This window comes from Citrobacter sp. RHBSTW-00881 (assembly GCF_013728515.1).
GTDB classification, from domain to species: Bacteria; Pseudomonadota; Gammaproteobacteria; order Enterobacterales; family Enterobacteriaceae; genus Citrobacter; species Citrobacter braakii.
Genome location: NZ_CP056269.1, coordinates 3,154,406 through 3,177,489 on the forward strand (window position 1 = coordinate 3,154,406; position 23,084 = coordinate 3,177,489).

The following is a 23,084-nucleotide window of genomic DNA, read 5'->3' on the forward strand; positions in this document are numbered from 1 at the left end:
ATGTCTCTCTCAAAGATGGGGAACAGGCAGTACGGTGCCTGGTTGCAGGTAATGCTCAATACGCAGGATAAGATCGGTTAACACCAGTTCACGGTTTACGCCTGTTACGTTCAGCAACTGCTGACGGCAATGACAAACGTCACCGAGTATTGCCTGTATCCGGGCGACGGATAACCGTTCTGCGATAGAAGATATCAGGTCCAGCGCATCAGGATTGGTTAAATGGGAAACCCCATACGGACGCTTCAAGGCATCCGTCAACAACGTTGCCAGCCAGTGTAAACGGGCGGCGGCCTGATCGTGGTTTAACGCCGCGAGCAGGATATACCAGTCACCTGCGTTTAATGTGTTTGCCAGTGCCGCACAAAAATCTGTGCGATGCGCCCAGCTTTCAGCCTGTAACAACGAGAGTGCCGCACCAGGCGAACCCGCGCTCAGGCGTAATGCGCTCAACAGCGCTTCTGGAGATGCGGTCACTTCGCGGGCGAGCCAGGAGATAGCGTACGACTCAGCCGGCGGCGCAAGATGGTGTAACCGGCAGCGGCTGCGCAATGTCGCCAGCAATCGCGCAGGCTCTGTGCTGGCGAGGAAAAACCAGGTTTGTGCCGGCGGTTCTTCCAGCGTTTTTAGCAGGGCATTGGCAGCGGCATCAGTTAACTGGGCGGCATCAGGGATCCACACCACTTTCGCACCGCCAAGGCGTGAATGCTCGTACAGCTTTTCACTCACTTCACGTACCGCATCAACCCCCAGCGTACTTTTGCCTTTTTCCGGCAGCAGCGAATAGTAATCAGGATGCGTCCCCGCCTGCATCAGCTGACAGCCCCGGCAGTGTCCGCAGCTTTTATGCCCTTCCGGCTGCTGGCACATTAAATAGCGACTGAGCGCGTAAATCAGCGCGTCGTCACCCATTCCGGGTAATGCCTGAATCAGTAACGCATGGTGACCACGACCCGCCTGGTAGCTGGCTACCAGTTTTTCAAAATCTGGCCGTAACCATGGGTACCATTTCATGCGCCCTGCTCCTGCACCCACTGGGTGATGGTATTGCGGATATCAGCCATCACAGCTTCCAGCGGCTGCGTAGCGTCGATGGTACGAATGCTGGCATCTTTGGCAGCCAGTTCAAGATAGCGCGCGCGGGTGCGATTAAAGAAATCGAAAGATTCCTGCTCAATACGATCCAGCTCGCCGCGCGCACGGGCACGCTTCAATCCGACTTCTGGAGTCACGTCCAGATAGAGCGTCAGGTCCGGGCGAAAATCACCGAGCACCGCATCGCGCAGGGTTGCCAGCATGTTTTGATCGATGCCGCGTCCGCCCCCCTGATACGCCTGGGTCGACAAATCGTGACGGTCGCCAATTACCCATGCGCCTTTTGCCAGCGCAGGTTTAATAACGGTTTCGACCAGCTGTACGCGCGCGGCGTAAAACATCAGAACTTCAGCTTTGTCAGTGATGACCTCGTCACCCACCGACTTAATGTCCAGCACCAGACTTCTTAGTTTCTCAGCGAGCTGAGTTCCCCCCGGTTCTCGGGTAAAAACCATGTCACGAATACCGAGTTGCTCAAGTGTCTCTACCACCACGTTACGCGCAGTGGTTTTTCCGGCGCCTTCCAGGCCCTCGATGACGATATAGTTACTGCCCATTTTTTTCCTTAAGCACTTTCAGGTAATCCTGCACGGACCGGTTGTGGCTGGCAAGATTGGTGTTAAACGTGTGACCGCCTTTACCGTCAGCCACGAAATAGATGTACGGCGTTTTTGCCGGATGCGCCGCGGCCTGCAATGAGGCCTCTCCCGGCATGGCAATCGGGCCAGGCGGCAAGCCCGTAATGGTATAGGTGTTATAGGCGGTCGGGGTATCTAAATCCACACGCGACAACTTGCCATTATACCGTGACCCCATCCCGTAAATCACCGTCGGATCGGTCTGTAAACGCATGCCAATCCGTAAGCGGTTAATAAAGACGGAAGCCACCTGGTCACGCTCGCTGGCAACCGCAGTCTCTTTTTCGATAATAGAGGCCATGGTTACCAGCTGATTTTTGTCCTGATAAGGCAGGCCTTCAGCGCGCCCTTCCCAGACCGAGTCTACCGCTTTAACCATTTTCTGATGCGCGCGTTTTAGCAACGCCACGTCGGTTGTATTGGCGGTATACATCCAGGTATCTGGCCAGAACCAGCCTTCTACCCATTGCGGGTTCTCCAGCTTCAGCGCCTGAGCAACGGTCTCGTAATTATCATCGCTCAGCGTATGTTTGATGTACGGGGCGTCGCGCAGCTGCTTGAGGTAGTCGCTCAGACGCATCCCTTCAACCAGACGTAACGGGAACTGCGCCTCTTTACCGCTTTCCAGCAGTTGCAACATATCCCGTACTGTCATGTCGGGCGTAAAACGGTAGGTTCCGGCTTTAAAATGCGACAGTTCGGGTTCCACACGCAGCAGCCACTGGAACACACGCGGACGATTGATGATTTTTTCGCGATAAAGTTGCTCGCCCAGCACCAGACGCCCGGTGCCTGCCTTCAGGGAAAAAATAGCCTCTTCTTTGATGAGTAGCGTACTGTTCGCCAGTTGGCGAACTTTCCACGCGCCGAACCCGGCAGCGATACCCATCACTACCAGCAACAATAATAAAACGCCTAACAATTTCTTCATGCTAATCAGACAACTCACACAGTGGGGCTAAATATTGGTAAAGTTCGCGCGACGGCCAGCGTTGGCCCTCAAATTTTTGCACCGGAACAATCGGCATCAGTGCATTGCAGATAAAAACTTCGTCCGCATCGACCAGCGTCTCAAGGCGAGCGGCAACTTCCGCCACCCGATATGGCGAAGTGGCGAGCTGCCTGATAATGTGCTGGCGCATAATACCGTTAACGCCCGCCTGATCAAGACACGGGGTAAACACATCCATTCCCCGGCGCCAGAATAAATTCGCGGCACAGCATTCCGTAAGCCACCCTTCGCTGTCAAGGACCAGCGCCTCATCGGCGTTTGTCTGCTCAAGATGAGCGCGGATCAGCACCTGCTCCAGTCGATTAAGGTGTTTCAGGCCAGCAAGTAACGGATTTCGTCCTAATCGCACGGAGCTTTGCGACAGAGTTATTCCGTGCTGACGCCAGGTGGCATAATGCGTCGGAGCAGGGGTTCCGCTAACAATTCGCGTAGGGGTATGGCATCCCGCCAGGCCGTAGCCCCGTGATCCGGCTCCGCGGGTTAGGATGACCTTGACCACTCCGGTATTATCAGCCCTGGCAATCGTCTGCATCTCCTGGCGCAAATCAGACCATGCCGTAAAAGGGATCATCAGTACGTCGCACGTTTTCTGCAGCCTTTGCAGATGCATTTCCAGCAACTGAACACGCCCGTTCACCACGCGAGCCGTGGTGAAGCACCCGTCACCAAACTGAATGCTCCTATCAGTTACAGCAAGATTTTCAGCAGGCTGGCCGTTAATTACAAACATGCTTTCTCCTCGTTCTCTTCGTCAAGAGTGCCTTTCATGACCATTTTATGCAAGCATCGCCTGGTCCATTGCGCACCGTGACTGACCTAATAGGAAAGACTGATTTTGGCATGCAAGAACCATAAATATACATTCACAAAAATTATGAACATTAAAAAATCCCCTTTATATTTCTCCCTGTCTCGCTGAAAATCATAAAGCAAAACGACTCTCTATTTAAATCAAACACCCCAGATCCCCGCTTTTTATTTGAATGAAAACAAGGCATTCCAAATCACATTTGCAGAACCAATTAATAATTAAAATTAATCCAAACAACTAATAATCAAACAACAAGATATAATCACGACAAATACAATCCAAGTCATTAACATTCAGAAAGAAAAAAACAAATTGAAAACAAAAAAACAAGTCACTATAGTATTACCGAAGCAGCACGATATATAATATTATCATTAGCACCTACCATGCCTATATGTAAGCCATGTATTGTTATGCTCAAAACCGAACCTATTACTCCACTCGATAAGGATTAGTCAAATGGAAATGAAACATTTAAATAGTTTATTAGGTATCGCTTTAATTGGTTCTGCGTCACTAGCAAATGCTTCGGTTACTGAAGTAAATGCCGGAACCATTAATTTTAATGGTAAAGTTGTCTCTCCACCTTGCGTAGTAGCACAGAGCGATAATAGCAAAAACGTTACACTGAATGACGTTGCAAAAAACCAGTTCTATGGCTCTGGCGCTTCAATTGCCTCTGTAGGACAGGTCGGCAGCCAACCGGCTGAGTTTACGATTCATCTGGAGCAGTGTGATACCAGTCAGGCGCAAGATGTAACCTTTAAATTTAAAGGCGAGACTGATACCAGTAATAGCGAGGTGCTGAAAAATATCGCGGCCAGCGATGCAGCAACTGGCGTCGGCGTGGCGCTCTTCGAAAACGATGGCACAACTCCCGTTAAAATTAACGAAAGCACTACAACCCCGCTCATTATTCCAGTGGGAGCAGCAACTGGCGAGCAAACCTTTAAAGCCGACTATATTGCAACGGAATCAACGGTAAGTATCGGAGATGTATTAGCTACCGCGACTTTCGACGTAACGTTTAACTAACTCCCCCCCCCTTCATGACAGAGCATCAGAGGGCCACTTGTTGCGAAGGGGGATTTATTTCATCACCCTCAACTGTTAAGTAACGGATTACATATATTAAGGCACAGGACTATGCTTATTTTACATCGCCTTCTCATTTTCCTATTTATTTTGTTCTCTCTCCCAAATGCCAGTTCAGCGGATACATCACTCGTCGGCGGCATTGGGTTAAATAGTTCACGAATTGTCATCGCGTCGGGTGAAAAACAAACAATGCTCGGAGTGCGTAATACCAGCCCCAAACAACACTTCCTGGTGCAATCCTTTATTGAAGACTTTTCCAGAAATAAAGTTAATGATTTTATTATCACACCGCCTTTATTTGTTATGAATCCGCAAGATGAAAACAGTTTACGCATCATTTATACCGGGAAAAAACTCCCGGACGATCGCGAAACGCTTTACTGGATTAATGTAAAAGCGATTCCCTCCTCTGAAAGCGAAAAACAGGGAAACTCACTGAAAATTGCCATTCAGAACCGTATTCGTCTGCTAGTTCGTCCACATGATCTGTCAGTGAAGTTTAGCGATGCGCCGGGGATGTTGCAGTTCCGCCGCGACAACGCTGACCTAATCATCAATAATCCGACACCGTATTACCTTAGCCTGGTCAATGTTCAGGTCGGCGCCGCAAAACTGCCCAGTAATACCATTGAACCGTTTAAAGAGACCTATCTGCCACTCCCCGTCGGGGCAAAAGGGGCAGTTTCTTTCCAGACTGTGAATGATTACGGTTCCTATACGCCTGTTATCACAAGGGCGATGAAATGAAAATTCATCGTAATGCCGCCTTTTTATGCGGTTGCCATCTCTCTGCTATCGCTTTGCTCTGCGCAAGCGATAGCGCAGGGGCGGATAAACTCCATTTTGATCCGGCATTTTTATCTAACGACCCCTCTGCCGTCGCGGCGCTCGACCTTTTTGAACAAGGCGCAACGCAACCCCCTGGAAAATACCACGTTGAGTTGTGGCTTAATAATGAGCATACCGGCACCCAGGATATCGCGTTTGAGCTTAACAACGGCACGTTAGAGCCCTGCTTTAGCGACGCTGAATTTAAAATGTTAGGTATCAAACCTCCCCCCGGGAAAAAACCGGTCGCAGAGGGCTCATGCCAGGTTATCACTCATCAAATCGATGGTACGACAGTGAATTACGACACTCGCCGCCAGGTGCTCAAAATCACCGTGCCACAGATTTTGATACAGCAAAACGCCCGTGGTTATATTGACCCTGCGGAGTGGGATGACGGTATCACCGCGCTTCGGTTTAACTACCAGTATAGCGGCAGCACCGGTAGCGGCGGGATGTCCGGTGACGATAACTTCCTCAATCTGCAAAGTGGCCTCAATTTAGGCCCCTGGCGCCTGCGCGACTACTCCACCTGGAACAACCAAAACAGCAGCAGCAACTCCTCTGGCGGTAATTTTCAGCATATCAGCACCACGTTAACACGCAGTATTAACGCGCTACGCAGCACACTGATGCTGGGCGACACCTGGACCTCTGGCGAGCTTTTTGACAGCATTAACTTACGCGGTGCACAACTGGAATCTGAAAATGGCATGTATCCAGACAGCTTGCAGGGCTTTGCACCGACCATTCATGGTACGGCCAGAAGTAATGCCCAGGTCAGCGTAAAACAAAACGGTTATGTTATTTACCAAACTTATGTTCCACCGGGTGCTTTTGTGATTAACGATCTCTATCCGGCGGCATCTAGCGGCGATCTGGAAGTAACTATCAAAGAGTCGGATAACAGCCAAAGCAGCTTTATCGTCCCTTACGCCGCCGTTCCAATGCTGCAGCGCGAAGGGAGAGTCAACTACAACATTGCGGTCGGTCAGTACCAGTCGAACGACAACCATCAGGATAATCCGGAGGTGGCGCAGGCCCAGTTATTCTGGGGGCTTCCCTATAACACCACGCTGTATGGCGGCATGCAGTGGTCAGACAAATATCGTTCACAGGCGCTCGGTCTGGGTATGAATATGGGAAGTTTAGGCGCTATCTCTGTGGACGTGACTCACGCCGATAGCACCCTGATCGATGACTCCAGACACAGTGGTGAATCGTATCGTTTCCTTTACTCCAAAACGCTAGAGCAGACCAATACCCACATTCAGTTGGCGGGATACCGATATTCCACACGCGGCTTCTATACCCTACAGGACACGACATGGAACAGAATGTCGGGGGATAAAGCATCATGGAATGAAGACGACGACCGCACCGTACTCAACACCTGGAACCTGGGCCAGAATAAACGCTCGCAGTTTCAGTTCACACTTTCCCAATCACTGGCCGAATGGGGATCCGTGTTCGTGAGTGCGGATAATCAGGATTACTGGAACTCCAGTGCGTCAACCCGCAATATCCAGACCGGTTACAACGGTACGCTCGACAAGCTGACCTACAGCGTAACCTACAGCTATAACAAGATAAGCGGCAGCAGCAACGACCGTATCCTGTTCATTAACCTCTCTGTCCCATTGAGTGCATTTTTACCCGCTTCGGATGATTACAGCAGCGCCCGCAACCTCGCCTGGGTTAGCTATAGCAACAATACGGACAGTAATGGTAACAGTAGCAACAGCCTGGGGCTCTCCGGCACGCTGCTCAAAGACAGTAACCTGAACTACAACATCAGACAGAACGTCAGCAACCAGAACACCAGCTACGGTGGTAATGCCAGTCTGGGCTACCGTGGTGCCAGAGCACAAACCAACCTCGCGTATAGCTACGACACTCACGGCAATCAGCTCAGCTATGGAATTCAGGGCAGTGCCCTGGTACACGCTAACGGCATCACCTTAAGCCAGGAACTCGGCGATACCAACGTGCTTATCAAAGCGCCAGGGGCGGAGGGTGTGGCACTGGAAAATGCCACGGGAATTAAAACTGACTCCCGCGGTTATACGGTGATCCCCTGGGCGACCGCCTGGCGACAGAACCGTATCGCCCTGCGCGCTTCGGATATCAACGATGACGTAGAGATCACCCACAACGTCCAGTATGTCGTTCCCACCAAAGGAGCCATCGTGCGCGCCGAATTCAACGCCAAAGTGGGCGCGCGCGCGCTGATCACCCTAACTCACAACGGCAAACCGATTCCCTTCGGTGCCACGGTAACTGGCGAAGAAAACGACAACACCAGTATTGTTGGCGATGACGGGCAAGTCTTTATGAGCGGCCTTGCCGCGCAGGGAATACTGAAAGCAAGCTGGGGTAAAAACACCAACCAGCGCTGCCAGGCAAATTATCAGCTATCAGCCAACGATACGCCGTTGTTACAACTACAGGTGGAGTGTCAGTAATGAAGAGAATCTTAAAAGCCACCCTTCCCTGCCTGGCGCTTATCATGAGCGTTGGCTTTTCCCACAGCGTACTCGCCTACACCGGCTGGTGTGCTGCGGGTTCTGATACCAGAACACCGGGAATAGGAACCGCTCACCAGTATATTTTCTCACTCAATACAACGGTCAGCGATGTCACGAAGATCACCCCTGGACAAACAATCCGCAAGGACTGGGATGAGGGAGGGACATACGTCGGCTGGTGCGACAACGAACCTGGCGTAAAAACCGAAACCTGGTTTAAAGCCAACCCAGGCCCACAGCTTACAAGTGAAGCTCCTGGCAATGCCCGTTTCTATTACATCCCAGGTACCGATAACACGCTTTCTGTCCAAACACACATATATATTGTTGGCCATGGTGAGCTGCGCGTGCCGCTGAATGATGCCAGCAATTTGGCGCCTGACGATCATTCCAAACCCGGTTCCCACTGGAGCAGCGGGGGTGAGGGATATATTATAGTGCGGATAGAAAAAGAACTCGCCTCGTCTCGTATCGTCATCCCACCAACAGTTGTCGCTGAGCTGTGGGGTTCACATACCAAAGGCTCTTACGGCCCCTCTCCTATGGTACAAGTTATTGTCTCGGGTTCAATCATCGTGCCGCAGTCTTGTACTATCAACGCCGGATCAACGCTGTCGATAGATCTGGGTAATGCATGGGCGGGAGACTTTAAAGTACCGGGGGCAAAACCCGACACCTATGAACCCAAAGTGATCACCGTGAAAGCCCACTGTGACAATGTTCACGCAACAGAGCAGCTCAGTCTCGGGATGGAAGCCACTGCCGCCGCAGGTGGCTATGGCGCGATTAAAACCACTAACGACAATATCGGCATCATGCTCTCGGCGCAATCAGCCCAGAGCCCGGAAACGCAGCTCCTGACAAGCGACCCCTCGATACGCGTGCCTTTCCTGTTAGATACGCACAACGGCGAAGCAACAATCACGCTGAAATCATGGCCAGTAAAAGTATCGTCGGAGGATCCCGCCCCTGGCAGCTATTCAGCCACAGCGTTACTGGATGTGTATGTGCCATAAGGAGGGATATTTAAATGCGAATACCTATTTATAACTTACTGATTGCGCTGACCTTTACCTCATGCTGTCAGGCTGACACTCAAGCTGGCAGTAGTGCCCTCTATTTCACAGGAAACATTCTGGCGCGCTCCTGCGATGTCAAAACAAGCGACTACAACAGAGTGATTAATCTGGGCGAGCATGAAAGAAAATTATTCACTCATACCGGAGATGTTTCACCCTCCGTCCCCCTGAATATCACGCTTGAGAACTGCCAGCTTAACCCAAACTCGACTAACGCCATCAGCATGATCCTCGGAGGAACCGGGGACTCGGCAGATACGGAGCTATTGCAGATAACGACCAAAGATGGCAGCAGAACCGCCAGCGGTGTTGCCATTGAAATTCTCGATAACAGCGATCAGCGCATCGCACTGAACAGTGATGTGGTTAAAGTCCCTATGCAGAAGGGTGATACACCGCTGCCTACCCTGAAACTTCGCTATCGTGCGACCCAGGACCAGGTTACGCCTGGAGAGGCGAACGCTATCTTGTGGGTGACTTTGCGTTATGAGGAGTAAAAAATGAAGTACGCACTTTGCCTGTTTTGGCTAAGCCTCTCTTTCAGTTCTTATGCTGTTGAAACGGACTCATTTCAGTTACAGCTCATCGGCAGGATCACTGACAGCACCTGTGAGGTCGCACTGGCAGACAAAACCAAAGACGTCCCGATGGGGACGCATCTGGTGCTAAATTTTGATCACGTCAACGATGTTAGCCCCCCCGTAGAATTTACCGTCCAGCTTGAAAACTGTGGCCCAGATATGAGAGAAGTCCAGATAGCGTTTACCGGCACCGGGGCATCCAGGGATAGCGCTCTGTTGGCGCTGGACGACTTCTCTATCAGCCAGCTGGCAATCCGCATTCTGGATAAGAGCAAGACACCTATCAACTTAAATGACAACACAAATGGCGGCCAGCTTTACTCTCTGATACCGGACGCCGACACCCAAACACTCCAGTTTTATGCACAGTACGTCGCACTTAGCGTCCCGTTAGAGCCTGGTGAAGCGAACGCCAGCGCTAAGCTTTCACTGACATGGCCATAATCATGAAGAAGTTGCTCTGGGTACTAACGACTCTGCTACTGTTCCCCTATCACGCGAACTGCGGCCTGGTGGTTGGAGGCACACGTTTTATCTTCCCGCAGGAGGATAAAACGCTGGTCGTCGCGCTGCGAAATACTGAAAAAGAACCTTTTCTGGTACAAAGCAAAATTGTCAGTGATAACGGATTCAGCACTTCCGGGCAGCTGAGCCCTACCACCGAGCCGCAAAAATCACCGTTTATTGCTACACCACCGCTAGTAGTAGTTAATGGTGGAGACGAGCAGCAGATTAAAATCATTTATGTGGATGATTCGCTGCCAGGCGATCGGGAAAGTTTATTCTGGCTCTCTGTGGCAGCCATTCCACCGACAGACAGCAGCGAAGGGTTGGTGTCTCCGGTAAAAATCGCCGTAAGTCAGCAGATAAAAATACTCTGGCGACCGACGGGAATGCCGACGACACCGGTGTCGAAGCGTAAACCGTTAACGTGGCAACGCCATAACAAACGTGTGACCGTCAGCAACGATTCACCCTGGTACGTGACGCTATCGGCATTACAGATCAATGGTAAAATGTATCAGGGGGGAATGGTGCCGCCGTTTAGTCAGCGAGCCAATGACTGGTGTCCTGAAAAAGGGAAGTGTGAAATTTCCTGGCAAAAGCTGGGGGACAGAGGAGAAGTAATACAAAGGATGAACATGTCGCTTTAATCTGATGCCGGACATAAAATGTCCAGCATCATCGTTTATAACTAAACGCGTTTAAAGATCAAAGAGCCGTTGGTGCCGCCAAAGCCGAAGGAGTTACACAGTGCGTACTCCAGACCACTAACCTGACGCGCTTCGTGAGGTACGAAGTCCAGGTCACAACCTTCATCCGGGTTATCCAGGTTGATGGTTGGCGGAATAGCCTGATCGCGCAGCGCCAGGATAGAGAAAATAGACTCTACCGCGCCCGCCGCACCCAACAGGTGTCCGGTCATGGATTTAGTGGAGCTTACCATCACACGGCTTGCCGCATCGCCAAAGACAGATTTCACTGCCTGGGTTTCGGCTTTATCGCCAGCAGGAGTAGACGTGCCATGCGCGTTGACATAGCCGATCTGACCCGCTTCGATAGCCGCATCGCGTAGTGCGTTGACCATTGCCAGCGCAGCGCCCGCACCGTTTTCAGGTGGTGACGTCATGTGGTAAGCATCGCTGCTCATGCCAAAACCAACGACTTCAGCATAGATTTTTGCACCGCGCGCTTTCGCATGCTCGTACTCTTCCAGTACCACCATGCCTGCGCCGTCGCCCAGCACAAAGCCATCACGTTCTTTATCCCACGGACGGCTTGCCGCTTGCGGGTTATCATTACGTGTAGACAGCGCACGTGCCGCGCCAAAACCACCCACGCCCAGCGGGGTACTGGCTTTTTCTGCACCACCCGCAACCATCGCGTCTGCATCGCCGTATGCAATGATACGTGCTGCATGACCAATGTTATGCACACCTGAGGTACAGGCGGTCGCAATGGAGATGCTTGGCCCTTGCAGGCCGTACATGATGGTCAGGTGACCTGCCACCATGTTAACAATCGTTGACGGAACGAAGAACGGGCTGATCTTACGTGGACCGCCATTCACCAAAGAGGTGTGGTTTTCTTCGATCAATCCGAGACCGCCAATACCAGAGCCGATAGCGGCGCCAATACGGTGAGCGTTCTCTTCCGTAATTTCGAGACCAGAATCCTGCATGGCCTGAACGCCAGCGACAATTCCATATTGAATGAAAGCATCCATCTTACGCTGTTCTTTGCGCGAGATAATGTCTTCACAGTTAAAATCCTTTACTAAGCCAGCAAATTTCGTTGCATAGGCGCTAGTATCGAAATGGTCGATCAGGCTGATGCCACTCTGACCGGCAAGGAGAGCTTTCCAGGTAGACTCTACGGTATTGCCGACAGGAGACAACATGCCCAGTCCGGTCACAACTACACGACGCTTAGACACGGTTGTCCTCCAGGGAGGGAAAATAATTCAAGTGGGATAAAAAGATAAAACTCAGGCGGTCGAATGACCGCCTGGAGATGTTCACTTACGCCTGGTGGCCGTTGATGTAATCAATGGCAGCCTGAACGGTAGTGATTTTCTCAGCTTCTTCGTCCGGAATCTCAGTATCAAACTCTTCTTCCAGAGCCATTACCAGCTCAACGGTGTCAAGAGAATCTGCGCCCAGGTCTTCAACGAAGGAAGCATTGTTGGTTACTTCTTCCTGCTTAACGCCCAGCTGTTCGCCGATAATTTTCTTAACGCGTTCTTCGATAGTGCTCATACTCTTAAATTTCCTATCAAAACTCGCTTTCGCGATGGTTTTCGTAGTGTATAAAATGTTGAAAAATTTGCAACTAAATCCCGGCAGGTCTTACCACGATTTTACGTTATTTTGAGGGCATTCACCCTAATAACGCAAATTTTTTTATCTCGTGGTTAAACCATGTACATCCCGCCGTTGACGTGCAAAGTCTCACCTGTGATGTAACTTGCTTCGTCAGAAGCTAAAAATGCAACCGCACTGGCGATTTCCTGAGCGCCGCCAAGGCGACCCGCAGGAACCTGCGCCAGAATACCCGCACGCTGATCATCAGACAGCGCACGCGTCATGTCCGTTTCAATAAAGCCCGGAGCAACAACGTTTACAGTAATGCCACGAGACGCAACTTCGCGCGCCAGTGATTTACTGAAGCCGATCAGACCCGCTTTCGCCGCAGCGTAGTTAGCCTGACCCGCATTTCCCATGGTACCAACCACAGAACCGATAGTGATAATACGCCCATGACGCTTTTTCATCATAGCTCGCATTACCGCTTTTGACAGACGGAAAACAGATGACAGGTTGGTTTCGATGATATCGTTCCACTCGTCATCTTTCATGCGCATTAACAGGTTATCACGAGTAATCCCGGCATTATTGACCAGGATATCGACTTCACCAAATTCTGCGCGAATATTTCCCAGAACAGATTCGATAGATGCCGGATCGGTCACATTCAACATCAGACCTTTACCATTTGCACCTAAGTAATCGCTAATGGCCTGCGCACCGCTTTCGCTGGTTGCAGTACCGATAACTTTCGCGCCACGGGCAACGAGTATTTCAGCAATTGCGCGGCCAATGCCACGGCTTGCACCGGTAACCAGCGCGACTTTTCCTTCAAAACTCATGGTCTTCCTCTTTTATTGCTCTAGCGCCGCAGAAAATGCCGCCGGCTCATTCAGTGCCGAAGCAGTCAGGGTGTCAACAATACGTTTCGTCAAACCGGTCAGAACTTTGCCCGGACCAACTTCATACAGGTGCTCTACGCCCTGGGACGCCATGAATTCAACGGTTTTAGTCCATTGAACCGGGCTGTACAGCTGGCGAACCAGCGCATCGCGAATAGCGTCTGCATCTGTTTCGCACTTCACGTCGACGTTGTTCACAACCGGAACAGTCGGCGCGTTAAAAGTGATTTTTTGCAGTTCAACAGCCAGTTTCTCAGCAGCAGGCTTCATCAGCGCGCAGTGAGAAGGAACGCTGACCGGCAGTGGCAGAGCACGCTTAGCGCCAGCCGCTTTACAGGCTGCGCCGGCACGTTCTACGGCTTCTTTGTGCCCGGCAATAACCACCTGACCTGGTGAGTTAAAGTTTACCGGTGAAACCACCTGGCCTTCGGCAGACTCTTCACACGCTTTAGCGATAGCAGCGTCGTCCAGACCGATAATAGCAGACATGCCGCCAGTGCCTTCCGGTACCGCTTCCTGCATGAATTTGCCACGCAGTTCAACCAGACGTACGGCATCGGCAAAACCGATAACACCCGCACACACCAGCGCAGAGTATTCGCCCAGGCTGTGACCAGCCATCAGCGCAGGTGTTTTACCACCCTGCTGCTGCCATACGCGATAAAGCGCAACAGAGGCAGTCAACAGTGCTGGCTGCGTCTGCCAGGTTTTATTCAGCTCTTCGGCCGGTCCCTGCTGAGTCAACGCCCACAGATCATAGCCCAGCGCAGCTGATGCTTCAGCAAAAGTTTCTTCAACAATTGGGTAGTTTGCTGCCATTTCAGACAACATCCCAACGGTCTGGGAACCCTGCCCCGGGAACACAAATGCAAATTGCGTCATGTTTAAATCCTTATACTAGAAACGAATCAGCGCAGAGCCCCAGGTGAATCCACCCCCAAAGGCTTCAAGCAATATCAACTGACCAGCTTTAATACGCCCGTCGCGGACGGCTTCGTCCAGCGCGCACGGTACGGAAGCCGCGGAGGTATTGCCATGTCTGTCGAGCGTCACGACAACATTATCCATCGACATACCCAGCTTTTTCGCGGTTGCGCTAATAATGCGGAGGTTTGCCTGATGCGGTACCAGCCAGTCCAGTGCAGAACGATCGAGTTTATTTGCTTCCAGCGTTTCATCAACGATGTGTGCAAGCTCGGTCACCGCGACTTTAAATACTTCGTTACCCGCCATCGTCAGGTGGATCGGGTTTTCCGGGTTCACGCGATCGGCATTAGGCAGTGTCAACAGTTCGCCATAGCGACCATCAGCGTGCAGATGCGTAGAAAGAATGCCGGGCTCTTCTGATGCGCTCAGTACAACCGCACCTGCGCCATCACCGAAAATAATGATCGTCCCGCGATCGGTTGGATCACAGGTACGAGCGAGGACATCTGAGCCAACCACCAGAGCATGCTTCACTGCGCCAGACTTAACGTACTGGTCGGCAACGCTCAGGGCGTAGGTGAAACCGGCACAAGCGGCTGCAACGTCAAACGCCGGACAGCCTTTGATCCCCAGCATACTTTGGATCTGGCATGCCGCACTTGGAAATGCGTGTGTGGATGATGTGGTGGCAACCACAATCAGACCAATTTGTTCTTTGTCGATGCCCGCCATTTCAATTGCACGGTTTGCGGCGGCAAAGCCCATCGTCGCAACTGTTTCATTTGGCGCTGCAATATGGCGTTCACGGATACCTGTGCGAGTGACGATCCACTCATCAGATGTCTCAACCATTTTTTCCAAATCGGCGTTAGTACGCACTTGTTCAGGCAGATAGCTGCCAGTACCAATAATCTTCGTATACATGTACGCTCAGTCACTTTTTGGTTATATACCGCCACGAGCAAATCGCTGATACGTTGGCAGCATTCACAAACGCACCGTTATCTGTGTGCTCGCGAGTTTGCGTTTTCGCCACCGTCCAGCAGTTCGAATCCAGCTGGGTATACAGATTCCAGGCGAGCGGCAATTCGCTGAGGAACTTGTCGCTGCACCGCCTGCACTGCCTGTTCAATCGCGACTTCAAATGCTCGCTGATTGGCCGCACCATGACTCTTAATCACCGTGCCGCGCAATCCTAACAGACAGGCGCCATTATACTGGTCGGGGTTGAGGTGACTAAATCGCCTTGTCAGGCTTTTTTGTAACCAACGTTTTAATAACAGCAGCCACCACGACCGTTTTTTGCCCTCACCCTGAGACTTCAGCAGTGAAAGGAACATTCTGACAACACCTTCCATCGTCTTTAATGTGACATTACCTGTAAAGCCGTCACAGACCAACACATCAGTTTTGCCAGTCAGTAACTCATTGGCTTCAAGATAGCCGATATAATTGATAGAAGGGATTGTTTTTAGCACTGCAGAAGCATCCCGAATACTGTCGAGACCCTTGGTTTCTTCTTCACCGATATTGAGCAACGCAACACGGGGATTGGCAATTCCAACCACCTCTTCTGCCAGCACGGAACCCATGACGGCAAATTGCACCAACATCGTGCTATCACAATCCACGTTGGCGCCCAAATCCAGCACCACCGTTTTGCCCTTTTGCTGATGGGGTAAAACCGTCACCAGCGCAGGACGCTCAATCCCCTCAAGGGGTTTGAGCAATAACTTCGCAAGTCCCATTAGCGCGCCTGTATTACCGGCGCTCACACAGGCTTCCGCTCGTCCTTCTTTCACGAGCTCCAGGGCAACGCGCATTGAGCTTCCACGACTGGCGCGAATAGCTTGCGAGGGCCGGGCATCACTGGCAATAACTGACTGAGCAGGGATAATCTGCAGACGTGAACGTTGTTCGAAGTCAGCTTTGGCAAGTAATGGCGTGATTGTATCGGGATCCCCGACTAAAAGAAGTGTGAGTTGCGAATTAGAATTCAGTGCCTGCAATGCTGCAGGCACTGTCACGGTAGGGCCAAAATCTCCCCCCATGACATCTAACGCCAGGGTTAGACGTGTCAAGGTATCGTCGCTGCCCGGTTAGGTGTTTCCCCAGTTACCCGGGGAAAGCCTCACTAAGCTTCATCACGCGTGTGCTCTTTGTCTTTCTCACCGTAGTAGGAAAGTCATTGAGTCATGCGTGATTACTTAGCGATTACCTTACGGCCACGGTAAAAACCGTCGGCAGTGATGTGGTGACGCAGGTGTTGTTCACCAGAAGTTTTGTCTACAGACAGGCTGGTGACTGCGGTCAGAGCGTCATGAGAACGACGCATGCCACGTTTGGAACGGGTTGGTTTATTCTGTTGTACGGCCATGGACCTTACTCCTCAATTACTTACGCTTTAAGCTGGCTAATACGGCAAATGGGTTTGGTTTTTGCGCTTCATCAGGCAATTCGCCAAAGACCATGTCCGCCTCGGACACTTCACAGTGTTCAGAATCATGCACCGGAACTACCGGCAAGGAGAGGATAATCTCATCTTCAACCATTGCAAGCAGATCGATTTCACCGAATTCGTTAACCTCAATCGGCTCATACGCTTCCGGGAGTGCTTCAGCCTGCTCGTCAGAACGGACAGGACTAAAACAATATGTTGTGTGAACATGAAGTGGGAACGGTTTCCCGCAACGCTGACATTCGAGCGTAACCGACACCTTTGCATCACCGGTTATAACGGCAAGGCGCTGGTTATCGATAGCGAACGACATGGAGCATTCCACATCACTGTCCACACTGACTACAGAATCGGCGACACGCTCAACCAGATCAGAAGTATAGATACCTTCATAATCGAGGCGTTTCTGAGCCGTACGAACCGGATCAAGAGTCAGGGGTAATTTTACCTTTTGCATAGGGCGCGCATATTAACTTTGTAACGTCATATAGTCAAAGAAAAAGGCAGCCTGTGGTTGCCTTTTGCCAATAATTCGCACACATTGCGGGTCATCGACTTAAAATCGCTCAACACAAGCCATTACAGCCAGCTTGTAGGACGAAGTCCATAGTTTAAAATGGCTCTCATCAATACGCTATATGCGAGGGAAAAAATATGCCTCAACTTATTCTTGCTTCTACCTCTCCCTGGCGTCGCGCTTTACTAGAAAAACTGGCAATCCCGTTCGAATGCGCAGCACCAGAGGTTGATGAAACGCCGTTACCGGGCGAAGCCCCCCGGCACTTAGTCTTGCGACTGGCGCAGAAAAAAGCGCAATCTCTCGCCCACCGTTATCCATCGCACCTTATTATTGGTTCCGATCAAATTTGTGTTCTCGATGGTGAAATAACCGGCAAACCGTTAACAGAAGAAAATGCACGCCAGCAGTTACTCAAAGCCCGTGGCAATATTGTGACGTTTTATACCGGACTGGCGCTGTATAATTCTGCGACCGGACATTTACAAACTGAAGTTGAACCGTTCGACGTCCATTTTCGTCATTTAAGCGAAACGGAAATTGAAGATTACGTGCGCAAAGAGCGCCCGCTGCATTGTGCCGGTAGTTTTAAAAGCGAAGGATTGGGCATTGCACTTTTTGAGCGCCTGGAAGGTCGCGACCCAAATACCTTAATCGGTTTGCCGCTAATCGCACTGTGTCAAATGCTGCGACGAGAAGATATGAACCCGCTAAAAGCCTGACGGGTTGACGGTTGTACAGGCCTAATCCTGTAGGCCTGATAGGCACAGCGCCTTCAGGCCTACAGGTAATGCGCGATAATATCAATGCGCATCAGCCTTTACTGCGTAACACCTCGAGGCAGCGCTTCAACTGCTTATCCATTGGCGCTTCAATACGCATTACTTCACCCGTCCCCGGATGAGTAAATTTCAACGCTGCGGCGTGCAAAAAGAGCCTGCTCAGTCCGGTATCCGCCAGTTGCTTATCGAACTCACGATCGCCATAGCGGTCGTCAAAGGCAATCGGATGTCCGGCATATTGTGTATGCACGCGAATCTGGTGCGTGCGTCCAGTCACGGGACTGCAGCGCACAAGCGTAGCAAACGCGTAACGCTCTTCCACTTTAAAGCGTGTTTCCGATGGTTTGCCTTCCTGATTCACCCGCACGATACGCTCGCCGCTTTGCAGAATGTTCTTTAACAGCGGGGCCTGCACGGTTTTGACATGGGACTGCCACTGGCCGCGTACCAACGCGAGGTAGTCTTTCTGCATGCCTTTTTCACGCAGTTGTTCATGCAACGAACGCAAGGCAGATCGTTTTTTGGCCACCAGCAGCACGCCGGAGGTATCCCGGTCGAGGCGATGCACCAGTTCAAGGAAACGCGCTTCCGGGCGCAGCGCACGTAAGCCTTCAATGACGCCAAAGCTTAACCCGCTTCCACCATGCACGGCCGTACCTGAAGGCTTGTTAAGCACCAGAATGTGGTCATCTTCATATAAAATGACATCGGTCAGTGCCGCGACCTTCTGCAAATTCGGTGAAATGGCCTCTTCTTCACGTTCAGCGACACGTACAGGTGGAATACGCACAATGTCCCCGTCTTCAAGTTTGTACTCGGGTTTAATGCGTTTTTTGTTCACCCGCACTTCGCCTTTACGCAAAATGCGATAAATCATACTTTTCGGCACACCCTTGAGCTGGGTGCGCAAAAAGTTGTCGATGCGTTGCCCTGCTTCGTCGGCAGTAATGGCAACTGTTTTTACGGCTGGAGTCTCTGTTTTCATGGGGGCCGATTTTAAATAGCCATCAAGATTCGCGCCACACATTTTTCTATGCTTATATTAACTGCTATACCTTATTACTTAAGTTTGACATAGCCGATTTGGTGGTTATTAAAGCAATCACTACGCGGAAGTGAAAAAACTGTGAGTAACCGGGTGATAAATGGCAAAAGTCATCTTGCTATAACAAGGTTAGCAGTGGAATAATGAGGTTGTTTCCGTGTTGAATCTTGTTAAAACAAGACCTTTTCCGGAATGACCCAATTTTGCCCGACCGATCATCAACGCAGCAATGGCGTAAGACGTATTGATCTTTCAGGCAGTTAGCGGGCTGCGGGTTGCAGTCCTTACCGGTAAGTGCTCTATAGATTTCGCGTTGTAGGAAGGCGGCAAGTCTGGGAACCCCAGGTGCTTACTCCTGTAAGTGGTTGGGGTAAGAAGATGAAGCCAACGCACCCACAGCGTGAAAGACGATAAGCACAATGGAAGCTTCTCTGGAGAGTAACACCCAGACTGTTCCCCTGATAATTGCGCTGTGTTTCCGTATGAAATACAGGCAACCGACACTCTGCGCCTCTTTGAGCTGACGATAACCGTGAGGTTGGCGACGCGAATAGACACGAGGCCATCGGTTCACACCCGGAAAGGCATTACTCTGCCCGCAGCTTAGTCGTCAATGTAAGAATAATGAGTAAGTTACGATGAAAAGAATGTTAATAAACGCGACTCAGCAGGAAGAGTTGCGTGTCGCCCTTGTAGATGGGCAGCGTCTGTACGATCTGGATATCGAAAGTCCTGGACACGAACAGAAAAAAGCCAACATCTATAAAGGCAAAATTACCCGTATTGAACCGAGTCTGGAAGCTGCTTTTGTTGATTACGGCGCTGAACGTCACGGTTTCCTCCCGTTAAAAGAAATTGCCCGCGAATACTTCCCCGCTAGCTACAACTCCCATGGTCGTCCCAACATTAAAGACGTGTTGCGCGAAGGTCAGGAAGTCATTGTTCAGATCGATAAAGAAGAACGCGGCAATAAAGGCGCTGCGCTGACCACCTTTATCAGCCTGGCAGGTAGTTATCTGGTTCTGATGCCGAACAACCCGCGCGCGGGCGGCATCTCCCGTCGCATTGAAGGCGACGACCGTACCGAATTAAAAGAAGCGCTGGCAAGCCTGGAACTGCCTGATGGCATGGGGCTTATCGTGCGTACCGCAGGTGTCGGCAAATCTGCCGAAGCGCTGCAGTGGGACCTGAGTTTCCGCCTGAAGCACTGGGAAGCGATTCAAAAAGCCGCTGACAGCCGCCCTGCTCCGTTCCTGATCCATCAGGAAAGCAACGTTATCGTTCGCGCATTCCGTGACTATTTACGTCAGGACATCGGCGAAATCCTCATCGACAACCCGAAAGTTATGGAGATGGCGCGTCAGCACATCGCCGCGCTGGGTCGTCCGGATTTCAGCAGCAAAATCAAACTGTACACCGGTGAAATCCCGCTGTTCAGCCACTATCAAATCGAATCTCAAATTGAGTCCGCGTTCCAGCGCGAAGTGCGTCTGCCGTCCGGCGGCTCAATCGTTATCGACAGCACAGAAGCGCTGACCGCTATCGATATCAACTCCGCACGCGCGACCCGCGGCGGCGACATCGAAGAAACTGCGTTCAACACCAACCTTGAAGCAGCCGATGAAATTGCTCGTCAGCTGCGTCTGCGCGACCTCGGCGGCCTGATTGTAATCGACTTCATTGATATGACGCCGGTTCGTCACCAGCGTGCGGTTGAAAACCGTCTGCGTGAAGCCGTGCGCCAGGACAGAGCGCGTATTCAGATCAGCCATATTTCTCGCTTCGGCCTGCTGGAGATGTCCCGCCAGCGTCTGAGCCCGTCGCTGGGTGAATCCAGTCATCACGTATGTCCACGCTGCTCCGGCACGGGTACCGTACGTGATAACGAATCACTGTCGCTGTCTATTCTGCGTCTGATCGAAGAAGAAGCGCTGAAAGAAAATACGCAGGAAGTTCACGCTATTGTTCCTGTGCCGATCGCATCCTACCTGCTCAACGAAAAACGTACCGCGGTAAATGCTATCGAGACGCGTCAGAATGGCGTGCGCTGTGTGATTGTGCCAAACGATCAGATGGAAACCCCGCATTACTCCGTGCTGCGCGTACGCAAAGGGGAAGAAACACCAACCCTGAGCTACCTGCTGCCGAAACTGCATGAAGAAGCGATGGCATTGCCGACGGAAGAAGAGTTCGTCGAGCGTAAACAGCCAGAGCAGCCGGCATTGGCCACCTTTGCTATGCCAGAGGTGCCGCCAGCCCCTGCTTTGCAGGAACCTACTGTGAAGGCCGCCGCGCCTAAAGCCGCAGCAGCGACCGCGACCGTCGCCGCACAGCCAGGTTTGATTAGCCGTTTCTTCGGCGCACTGAAGTCCATCTTCAGCGGTAGCGAAGAAGTGAAACCGGTTGAACAACCTGCACCGAAAGCTGAAGAGAAAACCGACCGCCAGCAGGATCGTCGTAAACCGCGTCAGAACAATCGTCGCGACCGTAACGATCGTCGTGATAATCGCGACAACCGTGGCGAGCGTGATAACCGTAACGAGCGTTCAGAAAGCGGCGAAAACCGTGAAGATAACCGCCGTAACCGCCGTCAGTCGCAGCAGCAAAATGCGGAAGCGCGCGATAACCGCCAGCAGTCTACTGAGGTCGCCGACAAAGCGAAATCCGGTGATGACCAGCAGGCTCCGCGTCGCGAGCGCAACCGCCGTCGCAACGATGATAAGCGTCAGGCGCAGCAGGAAGTTAAAGAGCTGAACCTGGCAGAACAACCTGCGCAGGATACCGAGCAGGAAGAGCGCGTTCGTCAGCCTCAGACTCGCCGTAAACAGCGTCAGCTGACTCAGAAAGTTCGTTACACAGACAGCCCGGCTGTTGAAGCCGAAGTCGCTACTGCCGAGGTGGTCACTGAAACGGCTGTCGCTCAACCAACTGAACAGCCCGTACCGGCACAGCGTACTGAACTGGCGAAAGTTGATCTGCCTGCCGTCGTTGCGACTGAGCAGGAAGACAACAGCGAAGCGCGTGACTCTAATGGTATGCCGCGTCGTTCCCGTCGCTCACCTCGCCATCTGCGCGTCAGTGGACAACGCCGTCGTCGCTATCGTGACGAGCGTTACCCGGTTCAGTCGCCGATGCCGTTAACGGTTGCCTGCGCATCTCCAGAATTAGCGTCCGGTAAAGTCTGGATCCGCTACCCTGTTGCTCGTCCTCAGGATCAGCAGGTTGCAGAGCAGCACGAGCAGGAAACGGTTCAGGGGCAAACAGCACCTGTCGCCGTAGAGCCTCAGGTTGCTGCAGCTGTCGTTGAGCATATTGTGAACGCCCCTGCTTCGGTTGAAACCGTACAGCCAGAGGTGGTCATTGCTGAACCTCAGGCTACCGTCGTTGAAACCACCCATCCGGAAGTCATCGCTACTCCGGTCGAGGAACAACCGCAAATTATCGCTGAATCTGACGCGCCTGTTGCTGAGGATACCGCGGCGAAAGCCGAACCTGTCGCTGAAATAGTGGCTGCGCCGGTTGTCGAAGAATCTGCGGAGGTTGTTATTTCTCAGCCTGAAGTGGCTGAAGAGATTGCCGAGGTTGTGGAAACAGCGCCAGTGGTTGAAGAAGTTGCCGCGCCGCAAGAGGTTGTTGCCGCACCGGTCGTCGAAGACGCAGTCGTTAAGGCTGAAGTTGTCGCAACCCGCGTTGACGCAGAACATCTTCACAGCCATGCGGCCGCACCGATGACCCGTGCTCCGGCACCAGAGTATGTGCCTGAAGCGCCGCGTCATAGCGACTGGCAACGCCCGGAATTCACCTTTGAAGGTAAAGGTGCCGCAGGTGGACACAGCGCCACGCACCAGGCGACTGCGCCAGCAACGCGCCCGCAGCCCGTTGAGTAAGTAATAATCAACATCAAAGCCGACCTTCGGGTCGGCTTTTTTTTATCTCTGCTCTACACACTGACAAACTGAGAAGGCGTGGTTACGCT

22 protein-coding genes are annotated in these 23,084 nt (G+C 51.8%); 9 read left to right on the top strand and 13 right to left on the bottom strand.

What is annotated here, in order from left to right; genetic code table 11:
- Positions 1 to 9: 9 nt before the first annotated feature.
- Genes holB through pabC form a run of 4 tightly spaced genes read right to left on the bottom strand, consistent with a single transcriptional unit; the run spans position 10 to position 3,475 of the window.
- A complete protein-coding gene (gene holB, locus HV311_RS15285; RefSeq protein WP_016152653.1) occupies positions 10 to 1,014 on the bottom strand; it encodes a DNA polymerase III subunit delta' in 1,005 nt (334 codons plus the stop codon).
- Positions 1,011 to 1,652 carry a dTMP kinase gene (gene tmk, locus HV311_RS15290; protein WP_016156195.1) on the bottom strand — a complete coding sequence of 214 codons (642 nt, stop codon included), beginning with the start codon at positions 1,650 to 1,652 and terminating at the stop codon, positions 1,011 to 1,013. The genes holB and tmk overlap by 4 nt, the downstream gene beginning before the upstream one ends.
- The gene (gene yceG / locus HV311_RS15295) at positions 1,642 to 2,664 is read right to left on the bottom strand and encodes a cell division protein YceG (protein ID WP_191220137.1); all 1,023 of its coding nucleotides are present in this window, start codon (positions 2,662 to 2,664) and stop codon (positions 1,642 to 1,644) included. The genes tmk and yceG overlap by 11 nt, the downstream gene beginning before the upstream one ends.
- A 1-nt stretch (position 2,665) precedes the next feature.
- Positions 2,666 to 3,475 (bottom strand): aminodeoxychorismate lyase, encoded by an 810-nt coding sequence (gene pabC / locus HV311_RS15300; protein ID WP_191220138.1) that lies wholly within the window; start codon positions 3,473 to 3,475, stop codon positions 2,666 to 2,668.
- Positions 3,476 to 4,015: 540 nt separating this feature from the next.
- On the opposite strand from pabC, the gene HV311_RS15305 reads away from it, so the two are divergent.
- The 7 genes from HV311_RS15305 to HV311_RS15335 all read left to right on the top strand — a co-directional run bounded on the left by HV311_RS15305 (position 4,016) and on the right by HV311_RS15335 (position 10,824).
- Positions 4,016 to 4,591 (top strand): fimbrial protein, encoded by a 576-nt coding sequence (locus HV311_RS15305; RefSeq protein ID WP_181598345.1) that lies wholly within the window; start codon positions 4,016 to 4,018, stop codon positions 4,589 to 4,591.
- 111 nt (positions 4,592 to 4,702) lie between these two features.
- On the top strand, positions 4,703 to 5,401 hold the full coding sequence (locus HV311_RS15310; protein WP_181598346.1) for a fimbria/pilus periplasmic chaperone: 699 nt from the start codon (positions 4,703 to 4,705) through the stop codon (positions 5,399 to 5,401).
- The gene (locus HV311_RS15315; RefSeq protein ID WP_181598347.1) at positions 5,398 to 7,947 is read left to right on the top strand and encodes a fimbria/pilus outer membrane usher protein; all 2,550 of its coding nucleotides are present in this window, start codon (positions 5,398 to 5,400) and stop codon (positions 7,945 to 7,947) included. Before HV311_RS15310 ends, HV311_RS15315 begins: the two co-directional genes overlap by 4 nt.
- Entirely contained in the window at positions 7,947 to 9,026 is a 1,080-nt protein-coding gene (locus HV311_RS15320) for a fimbrial protein (protein WP_181626232.1), read from the top strand. Before HV311_RS15315 ends, HV311_RS15320 begins: the two co-directional genes overlap by 1 nt.
- A 14-nt stretch (positions 9,027 to 9,040) precedes the next feature.
- Positions 9,041 to 9,586: a fimbrial protein gene (locus tag HV311_RS15325; RefSeq protein ID WP_181626235.1), complete on the top strand. Its 546-nt coding sequence runs from the start codon at positions 9,041 to 9,043 to the stop codon at positions 9,584 to 9,586.
- 3 nt (positions 9,587 to 9,589) lie between these two features.
- Positions 9,590 to 10,114 carry a fimbrial protein gene (locus tag HV311_RS15330; RefSeq protein ID WP_181598350.1) on the top strand — a complete coding sequence of 175 codons (525 nt, stop codon included), beginning with the start codon at positions 9,590 to 9,592 and terminating at the stop codon, positions 10,112 to 10,114.
- Positions 10,115 to 10,116: 2 nt separating this feature from the next.
- Positions 10,117 to 10,824 (top strand): fimbrial biogenesis chaperone, encoded by a 708-nt coding sequence (locus tag HV311_RS15335; RefSeq protein WP_191220139.1) that lies wholly within the window; start codon positions 10,117 to 10,119, stop codon positions 10,822 to 10,824.
- A 41-nt stretch (positions 10,825 to 10,865) separates the two neighbouring features.
- Here HV311_RS15335 and fabF read toward each other — a convergent pair whose 3' ends face one another.
- From fabF to yceD, 8 genes are all read right to left on the bottom strand, one after another.
- Positions 10,866 to 12,107 (bottom strand): beta-ketoacyl-ACP synthase II, encoded by a 1,242-nt coding sequence (gene fabF, locus HV311_RS15340; RefSeq protein WP_016152642.1) that lies wholly within the window; start codon positions 12,105 to 12,107, stop codon positions 10,866 to 10,868.
- Between the two features lie 85 nt (positions 12,108 to 12,192).
- A complete protein-coding gene (gene acpP / locus HV311_RS15345; RefSeq protein WP_000103754.1) occupies positions 12,193 to 12,429 on the bottom strand; it encodes an acyl carrier protein in 237 nt (78 codons plus the stop codon).
- A gap of 155 nt (positions 12,430 to 12,584) precedes the next feature.
- The gene (gene fabG, locus HV311_RS15350; RefSeq protein WP_191220140.1) at positions 12,585 to 13,319 is read right to left on the bottom strand and encodes a 3-oxoacyl-ACP reductase FabG; all 735 of its coding nucleotides are present in this window, start codon (positions 13,317 to 13,319) and stop codon (positions 12,585 to 12,587) included.
- A gap of 12 nt (positions 13,320 to 13,331) precedes the next feature.
- Complete coding sequence (gene fabD, locus HV311_RS15355) at positions 13,332 to 14,261, bottom strand: ACP S-malonyltransferase (RefSeq protein WP_019076478.1); 930 nt, start codon at positions 14,259 to 14,261, stop codon at positions 13,332 to 13,334.
- Positions 14,262 to 14,276: 15 nt separating this feature from the next.
- Positions 14,277 to 15,230 carry a beta-ketoacyl-ACP synthase III gene (fabH, locus tag HV311_RS15360; RefSeq protein WP_191220141.1) on the bottom strand — a complete coding sequence of 318 codons (954 nt, stop codon included), beginning with the start codon at positions 15,228 to 15,230 and terminating at the stop codon, positions 14,277 to 14,279.
- A gap of 77 nt (positions 15,231 to 15,307) precedes the next feature.
- Positions 15,308 to 16,387 carry a phosphate acyltransferase PlsX gene (gene plsX / locus HV311_RS15365; RefSeq protein WP_071601761.1) on the bottom strand — a complete coding sequence of 360 codons (1,080 nt, stop codon included), beginning with the start codon at positions 16,385 to 16,387 and terminating at the stop codon, positions 15,308 to 15,310.
- A gap of 122 nt (positions 16,388 to 16,509) precedes the next feature.
- Complete coding sequence (gene rpmF, locus HV311_RS15370) at positions 16,510 to 16,683, bottom strand: 50S ribosomal protein L32 (RefSeq protein WP_003036242.1); 174 nt, start codon at positions 16,681 to 16,683, stop codon at positions 16,510 to 16,512.
- Between the two features lie 16 nt (positions 16,684 to 16,699).
- Positions 16,700 to 17,221 carry a 23S rRNA accumulation protein YceD gene (gene yceD / locus HV311_RS15375; protein WP_003036239.1) on the bottom strand — a complete coding sequence of 174 codons (522 nt, stop codon included), beginning with the start codon at positions 17,219 to 17,221 and terminating at the stop codon, positions 16,700 to 16,702.
- A gap of 197 nt (positions 17,222 to 17,418) precedes the next feature.
- Between yceD and HV311_RS15380 the strand changes: the two genes are divergently transcribed.
- Positions 17,419 to 18,003, top strand: coding sequence for a Maf family protein (locus tag HV311_RS15380; protein ID WP_016152637.1), 585 nt, complete (start codon positions 17,419 to 17,421; stop codon positions 18,001 to 18,003).
- A gap of 91 nt (positions 18,004 to 18,094) precedes the next feature.
- Here the strand turns inward: HV311_RS15380 and rluC are convergent, their stop codons facing one another.
- Entirely contained in the window at positions 18,095 to 19,048 is a 954-nt protein-coding gene (rluC, locus tag HV311_RS15385) for a 23S rRNA pseudouridine(955/2504/2580) synthase RluC (protein WP_049259723.1), read from the bottom strand.
- Positions 19,049 to 19,746: 698 nt separating this feature from the next.
- On the opposite strand from rluC, the gene rne reads away from it, so the two are divergent.
- A complete protein-coding gene (gene rne / locus HV311_RS15390) occupies positions 19,747 to 22,995 on the top strand; it encodes a ribonuclease E (protein ID WP_191220142.1) in 3,249 nt (1,082 codons plus the stop codon).
- Positions 22,996 to 23,084 lie beyond the last annotated feature (89 nt).

Coding starts and splice junctions, on each gene's coding strand:
- fabH (WP_191220141.1), bottom strand. CDS start 15,230: ATGTATACGAAGATTATTGGTACTGGCAGCTATCTGCCTGAACAAGTG.
- fabG (WP_191220140.1), bottom strand. CDS start 13,319: ATGAGTTTTGAAGGAAAAGTCGCGCTGGTTACCGGTGCAAGCCGTGGC.
- pabC (WP_191220138.1), bottom strand. CDS start 3,475: ATGTTTGTAATTAACGGCCAGCCTGCTGAAAATCTTGCTGTAACTGAT.
- rluC (WP_049259723.1), bottom strand. CDS start 19,048: ATGAAAACAGAGACTCCAGCCGTAAAAACAGTTGCCATTACTGCCGAC.
- acpP (WP_000103754.1), bottom strand. CDS start 12,429: ATGAGCACTATCGAAGAACGCGTTAAGAAAATTATCGGCGAACAGCTG.
- HV311_RS15320 (WP_181626232.1), top strand. CDS start 7,947: ATGAAGAGAATCTTAAAAGCCACCCTTCCCTGCCTGGCGCTTATCATG.
- HV311_RS15335 (WP_191220139.1), top strand. CDS start 10,117: ATGAAGAAGTTGCTCTGGGTACTAACGACTCTGCTACTGTTCCCCTAT.
- rne (WP_191220142.1), top strand. CDS start 19,747: ATGAAAAGAATGTTAATAAACGCGACTCAGCAGGAAGAGTTGCGTGTC.
- tmk (WP_016156195.1), bottom strand. CDS start 1,652: ATGGGCAGTAACTATATCGTCATCGAGGGCCTGGAAGGCGCCGGAAAA.
- yceD (WP_003036239.1), bottom strand. CDS start 17,221: ATGCAAAAGGTAAAATTACCCCTGACTCTTGATCCGGTTCGTACGGCT.
- HV311_RS15330 (WP_181598350.1), top strand. CDS start 9,590: ATGAAGTACGCACTTTGCCTGTTTTGGCTAAGCCTCTCTTTCAGTTCT.
- rpmF (WP_003036242.1), bottom strand. CDS start 16,683: ATGGCCGTACAACAGAATAAACCAACCCGTTCCAAACGTGGCATGCGT.
- holB (WP_016152653.1), bottom strand. CDS start 1,014: ATGAAATGGTACCCATGGTTACGGCCAGATTTTGAAAAACTGGTAGCC.
- HV311_RS15315 (WP_181598347.1), top strand. CDS start 5,398: ATGAAAATTCATCGTAATGCCGCCTTTTTATGCGGTTGCCATCTCTCT.
- HV311_RS15325 (WP_181626235.1), top strand. CDS start 9,041: ATGCGAATACCTATTTATAACTTACTGATTGCGCTGACCTTTACCTCA.
- yceG (WP_191220137.1), bottom strand. CDS start 2,664: ATGAAGAAATTGTTAGGCGTTTTATTATTGTTGCTGGTAGTGATGGGT.
- HV311_RS15305 (WP_181598345.1), top strand. CDS start 4,016: ATGGAAATGAAACATTTAAATAGTTTATTAGGTATCGCTTTAATTGGT.
- HV311_RS15380 (WP_016152637.1), top strand. CDS start 17,419: ATGCCTCAACTTATTCTTGCTTCTACCTCTCCCTGGCGTCGCGCTTTA.
- HV311_RS15310 (WP_181598346.1), top strand. CDS start 4,703: ATGCTTATTTTACATCGCCTTCTCATTTTCCTATTTATTTTGTTCTCT.
- fabD (WP_019076478.1), bottom strand. CDS start 14,261: ATGACGCAATTTGCATTTGTGTTCCCGGGGCAGGGTTCCCAGACCGTT.